This window comes from Saccharibacter sp. EH611, assembly GCF_009834765.1.
GTDB lineage: Bacteria > Pseudomonadota > Alphaproteobacteria > Acetobacterales > Acetobacteraceae > Saccharibacter.
This window is the reverse complement of record NZ_WVHP01000021.1, coordinates 83,826-100,387: the sequence shown is the minus strand read 5'-3', so window position 1 is coordinate 100,387 and position 16,562 is coordinate 83,826. Positions and strand designations below refer to the sequence as shown.

Annotated in this window: 12 protein-coding genes; 3 read left to right on the top strand and 9 right to left on the bottom strand. The window is 53.1% G+C overall.

The features are described 5' to 3' along the window. Positions 1 to 4 precede the first annotated feature (4 nt). The 4 genes from GS535_RS05780 to GS535_RS05765 form a co-directional block, all read right to left on the bottom strand. Entirely contained in the window at positions 5 to 1,048 is a 1,044-nt protein-coding gene (locus GS535_RS05780; protein WP_160791191.1) for a rod shape-determining protein, read from the bottom strand. Between the two features lie 218 nt (positions 1,049 to 1,266). After that, a complete protein-coding gene (locus tag GS535_RS05775; protein WP_160791190.1) occupies positions 1,267 to 2,037 on the bottom strand; it encodes a sulfite exporter TauE/SafE family protein in 771 nt (256 codons plus the stop codon). Positions 2,038 to 2,098: 61 nt separating this feature from the next. Continuing rightward, the gene (locus GS535_RS05770; protein ID WP_160791189.1) at positions 2,099 to 3,673 is read right to left on the bottom strand and encodes a 2-isopropylmalate synthase; all 1,575 of its coding nucleotides are present in this window, start codon (positions 3,671 to 3,673) and stop codon (positions 2,099 to 2,101) included. A 203-nt stretch (positions 3,674 to 3,876) separates the two neighbouring features. After that, positions 3,877 to 4,716 (bottom strand): N-acetylmuramoyl-L-alanine amidase, encoded by an 840-nt coding sequence (locus GS535_RS05765; RefSeq protein WP_160791188.1) that lies wholly within the window; start codon positions 4,714 to 4,716, stop codon positions 3,877 to 3,879. A 583-nt stretch (positions 4,717 to 5,299) separates the two neighbouring features. Between GS535_RS05765 and GS535_RS05760 the strand changes: the two genes are divergently transcribed. Then, positions 5,300 to 7,954 carry a ribonuclease E/G gene (locus GS535_RS05760; RefSeq protein WP_160791187.1) on the top strand — a complete coding sequence of 885 codons (2,655 nt, stop codon included), beginning with the start codon at positions 5,300 to 5,302 and terminating at the stop codon, positions 7,952 to 7,954. Positions 7,955 to 8,285: 331 nt separating this feature from the next. On the opposite strand, the gene GS535_RS05755 is transcribed toward GS535_RS05760, so the two are convergent. Both GS535_RS05755 and xseA read right to left on the bottom strand, forming a co-directional pair. Beyond that, the gene (locus tag GS535_RS05755) at positions 8,286 to 8,690 is read right to left on the bottom strand and encodes a hypothetical protein (protein ID WP_160791186.1); all 405 of its coding nucleotides are present in this window, start codon (positions 8,688 to 8,690) and stop codon (positions 8,286 to 8,288) included. Then, positions 8,687 to 10,204, bottom strand: a complete 1,518-nt coding sequence (gene xseA, locus GS535_RS05750) for an exodeoxyribonuclease VII large subunit (RefSeq protein WP_160791185.1) — start codon at positions 10,202 to 10,204, stop codon at positions 8,687 to 8,689. Before xseA ends, GS535_RS05755 begins: the two co-directional genes overlap by 4 nt. 69 nt (positions 10,205 to 10,273) lie before the next feature. Here xseA and purD point away from each other — a divergent pair, with 69 nt between their 5' ends. Both purD and GS535_RS05740 read left to right on the top strand, forming a co-directional pair. Beyond that, positions 10,274 to 11,509, top strand: a complete 1,236-nt coding sequence (gene purD / locus GS535_RS05745) for a phosphoribosylamine--glycine ligase (protein ID WP_160791184.1) — start codon at positions 10,274 to 10,276, stop codon at positions 11,507 to 11,509. Positions 11,510 to 11,690: 181 nt separating this feature from the next. Continuing rightward, a complete protein-coding gene (locus GS535_RS05740) occupies positions 11,691 to 12,482 on the top strand; it encodes a glycosyltransferase (protein WP_160791427.1) in 792 nt (263 codons plus the stop codon). Here the strand turns inward: GS535_RS05740 and GS535_RS05735 are convergent. From GS535_RS05735 to polA, 3 genes are read right to left on the bottom strand one after another with little or no spacing between them, the layout of a single operon-like run. Next, entirely contained in the window at positions 12,479 to 13,144 is a 666-nt protein-coding gene (locus GS535_RS05735; RefSeq protein WP_160791183.1) for an HAD family hydrolase, read from the bottom strand. The two genes, GS535_RS05740 and GS535_RS05735, sit on opposite strands and share 4 nt — an antisense overlap. Before the next feature lie 12 nt (positions 13,145 to 13,156). Next, the gene (locus GS535_RS05730) at positions 13,157 to 13,789 is read right to left on the bottom strand and encodes an SCO family protein (RefSeq protein WP_160791182.1); all 633 of its coding nucleotides are present in this window, start codon (positions 13,787 to 13,789) and stop codon (positions 13,157 to 13,159) included. Beyond that, positions 13,779 to 16,535, bottom strand: coding sequence for a DNA polymerase I (gene polA / locus GS535_RS05725; protein ID WP_160791181.1), 2,757 nt, complete (start codon positions 16,533 to 16,535; stop codon positions 13,779 to 13,781). The genes GS535_RS05730 and polA overlap by 11 nt, the downstream gene beginning before the upstream one ends. Between the last annotated feature and the right edge of the window lie 27 nt (positions 16,536 to 16,562).

Sequence of the window (16,562 nt, the reverse complement as noted above, 5' to 3'; positions counted from 1 at the left end):
GGGATTAGTACATGCTACTCAGCACACTCCGAAGCTGACGCATTTCTTCCAGAGCACGCCCCGTCCCCAGAGCAACACAAGACAGCGCATTTTCAGCCAGGATCACAGGGAGGCCTGTTGCCTCGCGCAGCACATCATCAAGCCGGTTTAACAACGCTCCCCCGCCTGACAGAACGATCCCTTTTTCCACAATGTCAGCAGCCAGCTCTGGTGGGGTGTTTTCCAACACGATAGCCACCGCCTCGACAATCTGACTCACAGGCTCTTCTAACGCCTCAGCAATTTGAGCCTGACTGACCGTTATTTCACGTGGCACACCATTGAGCAGGTCGCGCCCTTTCAACGATTGCAAGGGCCCCGGGCCGCCATCAGGTGGCAATGATGCCGCGCCAAGCTCCATCTTAATGCGTTCGGCAGAGCTCTCACCGATCATCAGATTATAGTTGCGACGAATATAGGCCGTAATAGCCTCATCCATCTGATCCCCACCGATGCGGGCTGAACGAGCATACACAATCCCGCCCAGCGAGACGACAGCGACTTCCGTCGTGCCACCACCGATATCGACAATCATGCTGCCTGACGCTTCCGTTACCGCCAGACCAGCACCAATCGCAGCAGCCATTGGTTCTTCAATCAGATAAACCTTACGAGCACCCGCGCTTTCGGCACTTTCTTGAATAGCCCGACGCTCCACCGCTGTTGAGCCAGATGGAACGCAAATGACAATTTGTGGGCTAAAGCACATGCTGCGATTATGTACTTTACGGATGAAATGTTTGATCATTTCTTCCGCGCTCTCAAAATCTGCAATGACCCCATCACGCAGCGGACGAATCGCTGTGATATTACCTGGCGTTCGCCCAACCATGAGCTTTGCTTCATTACCAACCGCCAGAACCTGCCGGCGACCACGCACCTCCGTAACGGCCACAACGGAGGGCTCACTTAACACAACGCCACGCCCCTTGACGTAAACGAGGGTATTGGCTGTGCCAAGGTCGATCGCCATGTCGGCAGACATGAGACCCAGCAGACGAGAGAACATCCAAAACTCCTGGCAAGGATCGCCTCACAAAACCGTGAGGATAAAAACAGAAAACGCTGAATACTACCATGTACCCGGCGGCAATTTAGAGGCAGGAACCCCTCTTCAGCAAGGCTATCTTCACAATGAAAAGCAATTATTACAAAGAAAATAGAATGAATCCCCCAAAAGAGAGTTTTCCATCCCATTCACTATAAGAAACTTTACAGAGATAATCTCTATATCATCCTAAAACCGATTAAAAGCAGCAACAAGCCCAGCACCCAACGCTGCAAGCCTTCATGACACCGCCCAGCGCATGTCGTGCCTAACAAGATCCCCGGAATCGACCCACTTAAAAGCCACGCAACCACGTAAAAATCCGTTGACCCTTCTAGCCAGTGCCCTCCTCCGGCCACCAACGCAAGCGGAACCGCATGAGCAATATCAACAGCAACGAGCGTTCTCATCGGTGTTTTAGGATACAGCATCACAAGAGCGGCCATTCCAATCGCCCCAGCCCCAACTGAAGACAGAGCCACCATACCACCAAGAACTAATCCCAGTAATACCGTTAAGCCCCGCACCCGTGCCTCGCCAAAAACAGCTCTCTTAGACACCCATGCCTGCAAGTGAGGGCGAAACAAAATAGCTGGAGCAGTAATCAACAAACTCACCCCAAGCACGACATGAATGAGATGAGCCGTTGAGGCCGACGATGCCCCCATATGATGTAGGGAAATGAGGCAGATGAGCGCACCAGGCAGGCTCCCTGCCATCAACCAACCAACGATCCGCCAATCAACCGTTCCTAAATGTCGGTTAAGCGTCGTCCCCACCAACTTCGTAACGGCTGCATAAATAAGATCTGTCCCGACAGCTGTCTGCGGCTTCACACCGCAGAGCAAAATCAGCAAAGGCGTCATGAGTGAGCCGCCACCAACACCGGTCATGCCGACTAGAAAACCAACCAGCAATCCTGAGAGTGTATAAACCCACCCATGTACCATCGGTAACTCTCCCTCGCCTCTACACGCTACATCTCGTCACAGAGGCGCTGTTTATAGAAGCTTAAACAGTCAATTCTTCTGGAGCACGACGTTCCCGCTTGACCAACAACTTATTGAGCGCATGGATATAGGCTCGCGCTGCAGACACAACCGTATCAGCATCGCTCCCTTGCCCATCAACAAGCCGCCCTGCTTCTTGCAGACGCACCGTTGTGCGTGCTTGCGCATCAGTTCCTTCTGTCACATTCCCAACAGAGAACAACGCAAGCGTTGCTTCATGCGGGAAGGCTTCCCCAATCGCACGGAAGGCCGCATCAACCGGGCCATTACCTTCTGCTTCAACCTGACGAAGCTCTCCATCAACCGTCATTTCCAAGCTGACATGCGCGGCATGGCGTGTACCGCCTTGCAGCGTTAAGGACTGCAACTCAACACGGTCATGATCGCGGCCTTCCTCATCCACCAAAGCCCGCACATCATCATCAAACACGACCTTTTTCTGATCCGCCAACTCTTTGAAACGTTTAAAAGCAGCAGAGAGTGTCGCATCATCAATCTCTTCATACCCCAGAGCGCGCAATTTATCGCGGAAAGCCGCACGGCCAGAATGTTTCCCCAGCACCAAGGACGTGCTGTTCCAGCCCACGCTCTCAGGCGTCATAATTTCATAGGTACCCGCATGTTTCAGCACGCCGTCCTGATGAATGCCACTTTCATGGGCAAAGGCATTCCGTCCCACGATCGCTTTGTTGGGCTGAACATCGAATCCTGTCGTTGCCGCCAGCAAGCGCGACACACTCAACAAGCGCGGCGTTTCAATCTGCGTGTTCAAACCATAGCGATCATGACGTGTCCGTAACGCCATAACGATTTCTTCCAGCGCGGCATTACCGGCACGCTCACCAATCCCATTGATGGTGCATTCAATCTGCCGAGCCCCACCCTCGAGAGAAGCCAACGTATTTCCGACCGCTAAGCCCAGGTCATTATGGTTATGTGTGGAGAAAATAACCTGATCTGCACCCGGAACACGCTCACGCAGCATCGTAAAGATGGCTTGCATCTCATCAGGCGTCGCAAAGCCAACTGTATCGGGAATATTAATCGTTGTGGCACCGTGACGAATAGCGGTCTCCACACAGCGACACAGGAAATCTGGCTCTGTACGTGACCCGTCTTCAGCAGACCATTCCACATCATCGGTGTATTGACGAGACTGCTTATTCCCTTCTGCGATCAACTCCAGCACACGTTCTGGCGCCATGCGCAGTTTATACTTCATATGCAGAGGCGACGTGGAAATGAAGTTATGGATCCGTCCACGTTTCGCTTTTTTCAGTGCCTCACCAGCGGCTTCAATATCACGCTTGCCACCACTGCGAGCCAGCGCACAAATGACCGAGCCATCCACATTTTCAGCGATTTGCCGCACACTTTCAAAGTCGCCCTCGGATGCAACAGGGAAACCAGCTTCGATAACATCCACACCCAACGCAGATAAAGCATGCGCCATACGCAGCTTCTCGCTCAAATTCATTGAGAATCCGGGGGATTGCTCACCATCGCGCAATGTCGTGTCAAAAATAATAACACGATCATCAGACACAGAACCAAAAGAAGGATGCTGAAAGGACATCGCTTGCCTCACCTAAATTTATCATTAAAAGCGCAGTTGTTATTGGCTTCCCCTGAACGCAGCAGACCATCCCGTCCGCATCATAGAGCGTTCAGGGGCTGATAAGTCGTAGGGTGAGGCGTGCATCAAATGTCATATCACGATGAACGGTATATGGAATTGCCACTCAACGCAAGACGATCGTTGTTTATTTTTTAAAAGCGTTACAAAAGGCGTGATGTATTAAGCTGAGCATACCCCGCCCCGTTCATAAAATAGCGGTCAATAGCCTGTTTCATCGCGTGAGCCACTTTCTGACGATGACGTGTCATCCGCAACGCTTGTTCATCTAAATGGTTAGACATAAAGCCCATTTCCACTAATACAGAAGGAATATCGGCTGATTTTAGCACCACAAAATGAGCATGCCTTACAGGATGGCGTAAAAGCCGCACATGGTTCTGGAAAGAGTCAATCACACTCGCTGCCATATGAGCCGAACCACGCCGTGTTTCCTCACTCACCAAACTGCCCAAAATCTGCTCCACATCAGGAGAGACCCCTTGGATAGAACTACCAGCGTAACGATCCGCGCTATTCTCCGTTGCCGCTAAAAGCGCCGTCTGATGGTCTGACGCTTTATGCGACAAAGTATAGACACTCGCCCCACGCACAGTCGCTTGATGGAGCGCATCAGCATGAATTGACATAAAAAGTTGTGCTTTATGTCGATGAGCACGCTCAACCCGCCCTTCTAGGGGAATAAAATGGTCATCCTCACGGCTTAACACCACCTGATACTGCCCGGAGTGCATCAGAAGGCGACGCAGCTCCTGCGCAACGGCAACAGACACATGCTTTTCATAGGTGCCAGAAACCCCAATCGCGCCCGGGTCTTTCCCACCATGGCCGGGGTCGAGCATAATCACAGGGCGTTTCCGAGCCTGCCGTAAAATGGCTGGAGGATGTGATCGCACATGCAACGGCGCCCGTGCCTCACCTCCAGAAGGGAGCCATAATCCACTAGCTGCCAGGCCAATCATGCCACGTCGCGTTAAAAGCATGACCTCCCTCCTTTGCTCATTCTCTACGTCCTGACTGTGCCATTATGGCAAACGCATCTGCTCAATTTGCTCGCTAATAGCCTTAAAAGACACTCTCTTTTATCACAGAAAATACTTCAATTATCCCTAAACTTGCCATAGCACCATATTTGCGCCATCTTAACGCACAAGACTATAGTGAGAGTGGTTCGATCCTTCATATGGGCCCCGGTGGGATAATCCGATGAGGCTGTTAGGCTCCCATCTCGCGTAGATTCTGTCGTGATGTGCCTGTTATCGTTTGGTGTGCAAAAAGCTGTTTCATAGCTGACACACCCTGATAGAGGCACTCCGGCTGTGTAAAAGAAGCCTCCATGACATTTTAATGTTGTGAAGGCTGACCATATATTTTTCCGGTATGTCGAGGCTACTGCCGGACCGTTTCACTCAGGGGCGTCATGCAACATAGTGCGTCAATAACGAGCTGCTATTTTATAGGGCCTTCTTGCGCGACCTGCACCGTGATGACCTCTGCCCGCTATGACAATCCGCGCATTCGCCAGATGAGCCTACCTGCTGAATGCGCCACGGAGTCCAGTCTTTCATGACAAAACAGATGCTCATTGATGCTACGCACGCCGAAGAAACGCGTGTTGTGGTTATGAACAACAAACATATTGACGATTATGACGTTGAAACGTCAGCTCGCCGTCAACTCAAAGGCAATATTTACCTCGCTAAGGTGATCCGCGTTGAACCAAGCCTTCAGGCGGCCTTTGTTGACTATGGTGGCAACCGGCACGGCTTCCTCGCTTTTAGTGAGATCCACCCTGACTATTTCCAAATCCCTGTCGCAGACCGCGAGAAATTGCTGGAACTGCAGGAAGAAGAATACGCTGCCGAACAACGCAGCCAAAACCAAGATGAGCTCGACTCCACCCAGGAAGACGAGCCAAGCGATGATAGTGATGATGACCATCATCCAGAAATTGTCAGTGGTGAACACGACACTGGCGAAGAGCAAACAGCGAGCCGTCGCACAGCACGTTTTTTGCGTAACTACCGCATTCAAGAAGTGATCCGCCGCCGTCAGATCATTCTGGTGCAAGTGGTTAAAGAAGAGCGCGGCAATAAAGGGGCTGCTCTTACGACATACGTATCGCTGGCTGGTCGTTATGGGGTGTTGATGCCAAACGCCCTGCGTGGTGGTGGAGTCTCCCGTAAAATTACGTCAGATACCGACCGTAAACGCCTGCGTGAGATCGTCTCTCACCTCAATCTCCCACGCTCTATGGCGATGATCATCCGCACAGCGGGTGCAGGTCGTCCTGAAGCGGAAATTACACGTGATTGCGACTATTTGCTGCAATTATGGGACGATATTCGTCAACACGCACTCACCTCTGTCGCGCCTGCTCTTGTCTATGAGGAAGCAAGCCTCATTAAGCGGGCCATTCGCGACCTGTTCACTCGTGATATTGAGAATGTGTATGTGGATGGAGAAGCAGCATGGAAGAATGCGCGTGAATTCACGCGCCTGCTCATGCCCAACAATGCAAACCGCATTCGCCTCTGGCAAAATCGTGGGCAAAGCCTCTTCGCCCATTATCATGTTGAGAGCCATCTTGATGCCATGTTCTCCCCAACGGTTCGCCTCGAATCTGGCGGATACTTGGTCATCAACCAAACCGAAGCCCTCGTTGCTATTGACGTAAACTCTGGGAAATCGACCTCTCAGCGCAATGTTGAAGACACGGCTCTGCGTACCAACATGGAAGCAGCTGAAGAAGTGGCGCGTCAGCTTCGCCTACGTGATCTTGCCGGCCTGATCGTGATCGACTTCATCGATATGGAAAGCCGTCGTCACAACCATCAGGTTGAAAAGCGCCTGAAAGACTCTCTTCGTCTTGACCGTGCACGAATTCAGATCGGTCGTATTTCGCATTTCGGCCTGCTGGAAATGTCACGCCAACGCTTGCGTCCGTCCCTTGCTGAAAGCATGCTCTCTCCTTGCCCTCATTGCCAAGGAACAGGCACCGTTCGTGGTGTGGAAAGCACCGCGCTGCATGTCTTGCGCAGTATTGAGGAAGAGGCGTGCCGTCAGCGCGCTGCCGAGCTCGCCGTTCATGTGTCGCCTAATATCGTGCTTTACATGCTCAACAGCAAACGGCCTTCTCTTGCTGAGCTGGAGAAACGCCATAACATCAAAGTGACATTTGAAGCAGACGATAGCTTTGTTGGGGCTGACAACCGTATTGATCGCGTGCGTCCTCGTCAGGCTCGTGACCTTCCAGCACCTGCTCCAGCCCCTCAGAATGCGGATCATGTTCGCACTATTGAGATTGTGGAAGGCGAAGCTCCTGAAGCCTCAACGACGACGATCGCCGCCGCGCCTCAGCATGATGAAGAAAGCGATAATAATCCGCGCCGTCGTCGTACACGCCGTCGTCGTCGCTCCAACATGCCGCAGGACGTACAAGCTGAGACACTCAATACAGAAAGTCACCAAGCTGTCGAAGCAACCTCTTCTACTGAGCCAACCAGTGAGCCGAAGCGCGATGAAGGGGAACTCATGCCCGGCCGTCGCCGCACGCGTGTGCGACGCGTAGCCTCCTCCAAAAAAGAGACCGATGCTACGCCAGCGGACAAAATGGCTGAACGCAAAACACGCCGCAAATCTGAACTGCGCAAGCCCAAAGCGTATCAGGGGCCGACACCGGCTGATCCATTCCAAGGGTTCGACATCTTTGATGCGATTGAGCAGACCGAAGCAGCTCGTGCCATAGAAGCAGCAGCTGAACCTTCGGCTACTGAGGAAACACCTCAAGAAAAAGACGAGCCCACACGTCGTACACGCCGCAAACGCTCCACACGCAATAAGAAGACGGACGTTAGTGACGTAGATACGACAGCACCGACTGAAACGGATAAGGGGACACAGCGAGCAGAAGAGGGCCCAGCACCTACGCAGGAAGAGGCACCAACGCCTAAGGCACCGCGCCGTCGTCGTCGCACTCGCAAGACAGAAGAGACGGCACCAGCTGTAGAGCCTGTTGCGCAAACTGAGGAGCCGTCCTCTGCTCCTACAGAGGAAGAACCTGCGAAGGAAGCTGCTAAACCTGTGCGCAAACGCCGCACAACACGGCGTAAAAAAACAGAGGTTGAAGCTGCTCCTCAAGAGGAAATGATTGCCCCTCAACCCATCAATGTGGATGAAGCCAAGCCGGTTAAACGGCGTGTTGGATGGTGGAAGCGTTAAAACGCTTCTTCCTTTCAAGGATACAAAAAAGGCGGCCCGGTATTCCGGCCGCCTTTTTTGTATCGCTCATAGCTCGCCATCATGGCGCACATAACGCGGCTTATTCCCTTAGGAGCGCCTTACATGAAGCGTTCTCCATCATTTCCACGGAAGCACGGATCACTGAACACGCCCTCCATAGCCCAATATCATACTAAACGAATGCAATAAGATTCCGACAAGGTTCAGAGAAGGCTGAAGACGCTGTATAGTCGGAGCATTCGCCGCTAATCATCGTGCTTACGCACGACAGTAAGCCTCCGATACGGCTCAACGCCACAGCGCGTCTGCCTCACCGACAAACGCTATTCGTGCCATTTTGAGCAATAAAAGTACCCGTTAAAGGTTGGAAGCACGCATTCTGTGTGCAGCTATTACCGCTGGTCATTCCCTGCGTATAAAGAGACGCCCCCGTCTGCGCTTGCTCTCTCAAAGCAGCACCGCAAAGCGGAGTATTCAGCGGAGCGGAAGGAAGATTCGTTTTTTGTGGCTCTGCTGCGCTCGTCTGTGCAACCTGCTGTGTTTGCGTTTCAGCAGCAAAACCCTGTGCCGTATGCTCAATATGGGACGTTGGAGCCGGAGGCGTTGACGCACAGCCAGACACCCCTATGGCCATGATCGCGACACTCCAAAAACCCGTCTTTTTTACCTGCATACTGCCTCCACCATCATATCCTTTGGGCCTACCATTTGTCATAGCCCGAGTTCACCTTGTGAGGGAGAGGGTCTTTTTTTCGTTACCACGCGACGTTTTTTCCCTGACAAAGAAACCTTACTCTCTCCGGCTTCGGGATCTAGCTGCGCTTGACGCTGACCATCCGCAAAACGGAGAGAAACGGTCGCCTTATCCGCTGCTTGTTTGGATCGCGTAATGGGTTGCCCGTCACCATCCTGCACCATCGCGTAGCCTCGCTCCAAAATGGCCTGTGGAGAAACCGCTTCTAAATGCCCAGCCACGCCATCTAGCCGTGTCTTTTGTAAGGTCATCTGCGCACGGATAGTCTCAAGCCTTAACGGATAGCGAAGCAAGGCCATACGCCGTTGTTGCAGAAGGGTCTGCCAACTCCCTTCCAGCACAGAAGACACCCTCTCAAGCGCAACGCTCCGGCGCGTGAGCAATGTTTCCGGCGTCGGAAGATGGTGCGCAGCCCCGCCCAGTCGGGCACGAGCCCGCATGACAAAAGCCGGAAGCGCAAGCTCCAGCCTCTGCCCACGGTCATCTAAACGCATGCGCGCGGTATCGAGCATACTCGGCAAATCTGGCATCCGGCTCGTCATGTGTTGCAGCTGCATTTTATAGTGCTGCAATAAGGAGGACAGCCCACCTGTTAGCCGCGCTGTGCGATGGGTAAGATCCGCCATTAATTCCGACCGCAACGGCACCGCCAATTCCGCCGCGGCGGTTGGTGTTGGCGCTCTGCGATCAGACGCATAGTCGATCAAGGTTGTGTCTGTTTCATGTCCAACAGCAGAAATCACCGGCAATGGGCACGCCGCAACAGCACGAACAACGGCTTCATCATTAAACGCCATCAAGTCTTCGAGTGACCCACCACCACGCGCAACGATCAAGACATCAGGAGGGGATGGGAGCTGTGCAATCCCCTTAATCGCCTGCACAATCTGTTTCACAGCCCCCTCACCTTGCACCGCCACGGGCCAAAGTGTCACAGGCCGAGGGAACCGCCGTGAAATCGTCGTGCAAATATCGTGCAAAACGGCACCAGAACGTGACGTCACGACACCAACCGTGCGCGGCAAGAAAGGAAGCGGCTTTTTCCGCTCGCTCGCAAACAGCCCCTCGTCACGAAGCTGAACACGAAGCCGTTCTATCCGAGCAAGCAGGGCCCCTTCCCCAGCAAACTCCATCCGGTCGATCAAAAACTGGTAGTTCGAGCGCTCTCCATAAGAAGAAACCCGCCCTGTCGCGATCACTTCCGTGCCATTTTCGGGTGTGAGGCCAAGGTGAGGGATTTTGCCACGCCAGATGACACCTGAAATCTTACCGCCTTCATCTTTAAGCGATAAATACATATGCCCCGATGCGTAGCGCTTTAATTCTGTAATTTCACCGCGAATACGCACGCGGCCAAAGGCGTTTTCAAGCGTACGTTTAATCGCACCTGAAATATCCGATACGGAATATTCAGGAATATTCGACGCTTTCGCGCCTGACTGATCAGAGGGGAACACGCTCTCACTTTCCATCATGGGGGCAGTTTATGCTAAGCTTAGGTACAAACGAAGCCCGAAATTAGGTCATCGAAAGGAAATTCCTGCATGCGTGTTCTTCTGGTTGGTTCTGGAGGGCGCGAGCACGCGCTGGCCACAGCCCTTGCCCGCTCTCCTTTGCTTGAAACGCTCTACGCAGCTCCAGGCAATCCCGGCATGGCCGAATCGGCACAATGTGTGGATATTCGCGCGGATGACATTGACGCGCTCGTTCAGTTCGCTCGTGAACATAACATCGACCTGATCGTGCCTGGGCCTGAAGCCCCATTAGTCGCCGGGCTTACCGATGCATGTGCCCAAGCGAACATTGCATGTGCAGGCCCTTCCCAAGCAGCAGCAGCGCTTGAGGGGAGCAAAGCCTTCACCAAAGAAGTCGCTGATGCAGCGGGCATTCCGACAGCACGCTGGCAGCGTTTTGACCATGATAAAGACGCAGCCCTACGCTATATCCGCGAGCAAGGGGCCCCTATTGTCATTAAGGCTGATGGACTTGCCGGCGGGAAAGGCGTGATCGTCGCCCAAACGGTGGAAGAAGCCGAAAACGCTGTGCATCAGTTGGGTCTGCCCCTAGTCATTGAGGAGTGTCTCGTTGGGCGGGAAGTCTCTCTCTTTGCCTTCTGTGCCGATGATGACGCCGTACTGATTGGTGCCGCGCGTGACCATAAACGCGTTGGTAATGGCGATACCGGCCCCAATACAGGCGGCATGGGCGCCATTTGCCCTCCTGCTGACTTTGATCGCGATGCCCAAGAACACGCCCTCGATCTCACCGTTCGCCCCATGCTTGCCGAGATGAAACGCCGCGGTACGCCTTTCCGTGGCGTCATCTTCGCGGGCTTGATGCTTACGGAAGAAGGCCCAAAGCTGATTGAATATAATGTCCGCTTTGGAGACCCAGAGGCACAAGCGCTTCTCATTCGTCTTGAAAGTGACCTCCTGCCTATTTTAAAGAATTTGGCAGACGGAACGCTGTCTCAAGAGGCGATTACTTTCTCCGAAAAACCATCTATCGCGCTCGTCTTAGCGGCCAAGGGCTACCCAGATGCCCCTAAAAAAGGAGGCATTATTGAAGGGACAGAACGGCTTGAAACCCTCCCAGGAGTTCAGCTCTTCCATGCGGGAACAGCGCTGAAAGACGGGAAGCTTGTCGCCTCTGGTGGACGTGTTTTGACCGTCTGCGCCACTGGCAAAACCCCTGCGCAAGCACGCGCTCGTGCCTATGAAGCTGCCGCAACCATCCAATGGGATGATAAAATGCTCCGCAGCGATATTGGCGCTGTGTAAAGAGGACAGCGGTACGGCTGCCAGTTACGACCGCTGGTAGCCGCCCTATAGATCTACAAACACTATTTTCACATAAGGACAAAATGAGTGAGCACCGAAACAATCCCCGTCGTTATGGCGTTTGATGAGAAATATGCGACTTACGGATTTACGGTTTTACAGTCTATTCTAAACCGTTCGGATCGATCTTTTTTCTTTCTTCGTCCTCTATGAGGAAATAGATCCAATACTCATTAATAAAGCTCACAAGCTTTTTGATACGTGTCGTTCATCTATTCGTTGTGTCGATGTTAAGCCGTATTTCGAGAATACAGACCTTATCATCCCAATGTATTTTACACGGACGATCTACTATCGTCTCGCCATCCCTCGTATCTTTAAAGACCTCAACAAGGTTATCTACCTTGATTCAGACATCGTCGTAAAAGACGATCTCGGTCGTTTGCTTGACGCGATGGATGATCAAAAATCCCTCGGCGTTGTGCATGACACACTCCGCAAGACCTCACGCGTCAATAACACCAACGCTCCCCCAGATTGTGGAGGGCAACCGCAAGAAGAGTACGAACGCACCAATCTCGGCCTTTCAAACCCTGATGACTATTTTCAGTCTGGCGTGCTGGTGTACAATATTCCACGCATTGACGATGAAAAAGTCACTCAGTGTTTTCAAAAACTCAAAACACCGCATTGGCTGCCTGACCAAGACATTCTCAACGCCGTCTTCAAAGACACTCTTTGTCTATTCGACGAACATTGGAATGTCCTATGTGGGAATGAGGCTCTCTCTTTAGCGCGTGATCTACCCGAACCGTGGAAAAAGCGGTATTTCGAGACCCGCCAAGACCCTCATATCATCCATTATGGCGGAAGCTCCAAACCATGGATCGACCCTGATGGAGACTATGCCAGCGAATTCACACGGGTCTTTGACCAAGTCAATGTCGCTATTCGGAGATTGACGAAATTCTAGGCAAGAACGTCTAGAAGCTCGGACAGCCGGTCAATGCGATAATCCGGCGTCCAACGGCTCGTGATCGCCTCTTCTGTGCTATGGCCGTAGCTGGCCCAGCACGAGGCGATCCCTGTATTATGGGAAAACCCAAGGTCAGCCGTTGTATCGCCAACCATCAGAAAATCCGAGATCGGCGTATGAGGGAACAACGGACGCACACGCTCCGTCAGCACCTCTTTTTGGGGTTTGCGTGGCTTATCATCCTCTGCCCCCATAAAGGCTGTCAGATATTTCTTGAGGTCAAAACGTTCCAAGCTTGGACCAAGCGTTGGAGCATGTTTGTTGCTCAACACGACAAGCTGATGACCACGTTTGACCAGTTCAGCTAAGACCTCGTGAACACCATCATACAGATGAGTTTCTTCCAAGTCCGCTTGGATATAATGCTTGCGATAAGCAGCGGCAAAAGCCAGCCCCTCTTCTGCCGTGCTCCCTGAAACCATCGCCTGATAAAACTCTTTCAGTGTTCCACCACGCCCAAGCTGGCGCCCCAATTTTTCAGGTGATGGCGGCGTTAGCCCTTGATCGGCAAAGGCCTCACTCAAACTCTTTAAAATAGCAGGACGTGTTTCGGCCAACGTGCCGTCATAATCAAGGAGCAAAACAGGGAAGCGGGGCATAAACCGTCTTTCTTATGGGGTAATCACAGCATGAAGGCGCCGCATCAGGCTTTCTTCATCCAGGGCCGTCGGCACGCTTGCAGCGTAGCGGCCCTGAGGGTTCATCACAACAAAAGAAGGAGCTGGGATATAATAGCCATCTTCTTTCGTCAAAGGCGCATGATACAGATCCGTCATCGCTTCAATCATGCTCTGACTTGCATAAGCCGGCACGGTATGAGGCGCATTGTTCATCACATAATCTTGCAGATCATCCGTATTGGGGGCCGTTGCATCCAGCGATACCACCAGAGGTGACACAGAATGACCTTCCTGATGCAGACGGACCGCCACGCTATCGAGGCGCTTCAGCGCTGGCATACAGCGTTGAGCAGGGCAGCGTGGATCAACAAACCAGACAATCAGCCAAGAGCCACGGAACTCCCCTTCTGTCACAATAGACCCACCCATTGAAGCGACGCGGAAATTCCCACCAACGGGGTTTCCCTCTGAGCTCACCAAAGCACCACGCCCTGCATGAGAGGCCCAATAGAAGCCGCCATAGCCCAACAGACTGCCCAACACAAAGCACGCTGCCACCACAACGCCAAAACGTCGAAGCCGCAGCCGCTCTGGTGAAAGAGGTTGTTTGTTTTTAGTGCGCATCTGACCAGCTTTGTCCTATTCCTGTTTCAACCGACAATGCCACATCCAGCGTGGCAGCCTGTTCCATTTCCTGCCGCACAAGGGCGGCAAGCTTTTCTGCGTCTTCATCAGCAACGTCAAAAAGAAGCTCATCATGTACTTGCAGCATCATACGGGCCTGAAGACCACTCTGTGGTAAGACCTGTGCAAGACGCACCATCGCTTTCTTGATGATATCCGCAGCCCCTCCTTGAAGCGGAGCATTAATCGCTTGACGCTCGGCATAAGAACGACGGGCTGCCTGCTTTGCCTTAATTTCAGGCACATAACAACGGCGCCCAAACGGCGTCAGCACATAGCCTTGGTCTCGTGCTTCTTCTTTCACGCCTTCCATATAGGCTAAAATACCCGGATAACGCTCAAAATAGGCCTCAATATAACGTTTCGCCTCCGCCTGCGGCACTTGTAACTGACGCGCCAATCCATAGGCGGAAATACCGTAAATAATACCGAAATTGATCGCCTTCGCCCGGCGGCGCGTAAGCGCGTCCATCCCTTCCAGCGGCACGCCAAACACTTCAGACGCGGTGCGTGCATGAATATCTTGCCCTAAACGAAACGCCTCCAAGAGCGGCTCAATCTGGGCCACATGCGCTAAGAGACGTAGTTCAATTTGGCTATAGTCGGCAGAAACGATCTTCCGCCCCTTCGGCGCTTTAAACGCCTGACGAATACGCGCGCCTTCCTCTGTGCGGATCGGAATATTCTGCAAGTTCGGTTCATTGGACGACAAACGCCCCGTCGTCGTCACCGCCATTTGGAAGGTTGTATGGATGCGGTGCGTCTTCGGGTCCATCAACTTCACCAACGCATCGGCATAGGTTGATTTCAGCTTGGCCAACTGACGCCAGTTGAGAATACGCGTGGGCAGATCATGGCCCTTCTCAGCCAACCCATCCAGCACGCTGGAATCCGTGCCCCATGCACCTGTTTTGGTGCGCTTCCCGCCGGGAAGGCCCATCTCGTCAAACAAGATTTCACCCAACTGCTTGGGCGAGCCAATATTAAACTCTCGCCCTGCGCGATCATAAATCGCACTTTCCATAGCGCGCATACGCTGTGCAAAATCATCTGACAGACGGCGCAATTCATCCGCATCCACGCCAATGCCCACCTCTTCCATGTCCGCAAGGACAGTCATAAGCGGGCGTTCCATCTCCTCATACAGCGCCACAGCCTGTTGATGCGGCAATGAAGCGCGCAGAACCTTCCAGAGACGCAACGTCACATCGGCATCTTCCGCCGCATAAGCCGTCGCGCGCTCAAGGGGAACATGCGTAAAGGCAATACGGTTACGCCCTTTCCCGGTCACCTCGTCATAGGTGATCGGCGTATGCCCAAGATGACGTCGGGAAAGCTCATCCATCCCTTGCCCATGCGCCCCAGCGGACTGAACGTAGGAAAGTAACATCGTGTCATCGACTGGGGTAATCTCACGCAGCCCCGCTTGACGGAAGATGGTGAGATCATATTTTGCATTCTGAAAGATTTTGAGAACGCTCTCATCCTTCATTAAGGGGGCCAGCGTATCTAACACAGCCTTTACATCAAGCTGTTGACCAACAGGAGCTTCCAACGTGCCTTCATGACGGAGGGGAATGTAGCATGCCTTCCCCGCTTCTGTGGCTAAAGAGATGCCTACAAGCTCCGCTGTACGCGCATTGAGCCCCGTTGTCTCGGTATCAACCGCCACCGCCCCCGCTTTACGAGCCGCCGCAATCCAGCTCTCCAAGGCTTCAGCCGTCATGACCGTTTCATACGGCCCAAACGCCGCCTGCGGTTCAGGAGAGGCTTCTTCCTCTGCGACCTCCGCTGATGGTTGCGCAGCAGGGTGGCGCACCTTACGAGTAAAGCCCATCCGCTGCAAAATAGAGCCAAAGCCCATGCTCTCAAGCCAGTGACGCAGGGTTTCCCCTTCCGTTGGCTGCACGTGAAGCTCTTCAACAGGGCGCGGCACCGCCACTTGGTCAGCCAACAATACAAGCTGCTTGGAAATCCGCGCTAAATCCGCATGTTCAATCAAATTTTCACGGCGTTTGGACTTCTTCATCGACGGTGCAGCGTCTAAAATCGCTTCTAAACTGCCATACTCCTGCACCAGCTGTGCCGCGCCTTTGGGGCCAATCCCCGGCACGCCGGGCACGTTGTCCGTCGCGTCGCCCATCAACGCTTGCACATCCACCACTTGAGCCGGTGAGACGCCAAACTTCTTCTCAACCTCGGCTTCCCCAATGGGTTTCTGCTTCAGCGGGTCTTTAAGCATAACACCGGGGCGCACAAGCTGCATCAAATCCTTGTCAGATGAGATGATCGTGCAGGTTCCCCCTTGCTCCACCGTCAACCGCGCATAGGTCGCCAGAAGGTCGTCCGCCTCCCATCCCGGCAGCTCTATAGCCGGAACGCCGAACGCTTCGGTTGCTTTACGGATCAGATCAAATTGCGGACGCAGATCTTCCGGTGGCGGTGGACGATGTGCCTTATAGTCGGGGTAAATATCGTTACGAAACGTCTTACGCGCCGCGTCAAAAATAACAGCAATCGGCTGGCCTTCATGGTCTTTTAGCAAGCGCGAGAGCATGTTGGTAAAGCCGTACACCGCATTAACAGGCACCCCGTCGGGACTGCTCATCGCAGGGATGGCGTAGAATGCTCTAAAAATAAATCCAGACCCATCCACTAAGACCAGATGCTTTGTCTCTGACGCCACGCACTTCCCCCATTCGGCTTTCTCAGC

What these genes read in the sequence shown, in the direction of transcription:
- GS535_RS05780 (WP_160791191.1), bottom strand. Translation starts at nt 1,048, where the DNA reads ATGTTCTCTCGTCTGCTGGGTCTCATGTCTGCCGACATGGCGATCGAC.
- GS535_RS05775 (WP_160791190.1), bottom strand. Translation starts at nt 2,037, where the DNA reads ATGGTACATGGGTGGGTTTATACACTCTCAGGATTGCTGGTTGGTTTT.
- GS535_RS05770 (WP_160791189.1), bottom strand. Translation starts at nt 3,673, where the DNA reads ATGTCCTTTCAGCATCCTTCTTTTGGTTCTGTGTCTGATGATCGTGTT.
- GS535_RS05765 (WP_160791188.1), bottom strand. Translation starts at nt 4,716, where the DNA reads ATGCTTTTAACGCGACGTGGCATGATTGGCCTGGCAGCTAGTGGATTA.
- GS535_RS05760 (WP_160791187.1), top strand. Translation starts at nt 5,300, where the DNA reads ATGACAAAACAGATGCTCATTGATGCTACGCACGCCGAAGAAACGCGT.
- GS535_RS05755 (WP_160791186.1), bottom strand. Translation starts at nt 8,690, where the DNA reads ATGACAAATGGTAGGCCCAAAGGATATGATGGTGGAGGCAGTATGCAG.
- xseA (WP_160791185.1), bottom strand. Translation starts at nt 10,204, where the DNA reads ATGATGGAAAGTGAGAGCGTGTTCCCCTCTGATCAGTCAGGCGCGAAA.
- purD (WP_160791184.1), top strand. Translation starts at nt 10,274, where the DNA reads ATGCGTGTTCTTCTGGTTGGTTCTGGAGGGCGCGAGCACGCGCTGGCC.
- GS535_RS05735 (WP_160791183.1), bottom strand. Translation starts at nt 13,144, where the DNA reads ATGCCCCGCTTCCCTGTTTTGCTCCTTGATTATGACGGCACGTTGGCC.
- GS535_RS05730 (WP_160791182.1), bottom strand. Translation starts at nt 13,789, where the DNA reads ATGCGCACTAAAAACAAACAACCTCTTTCACCAGAGCGGCTGCGGCTT.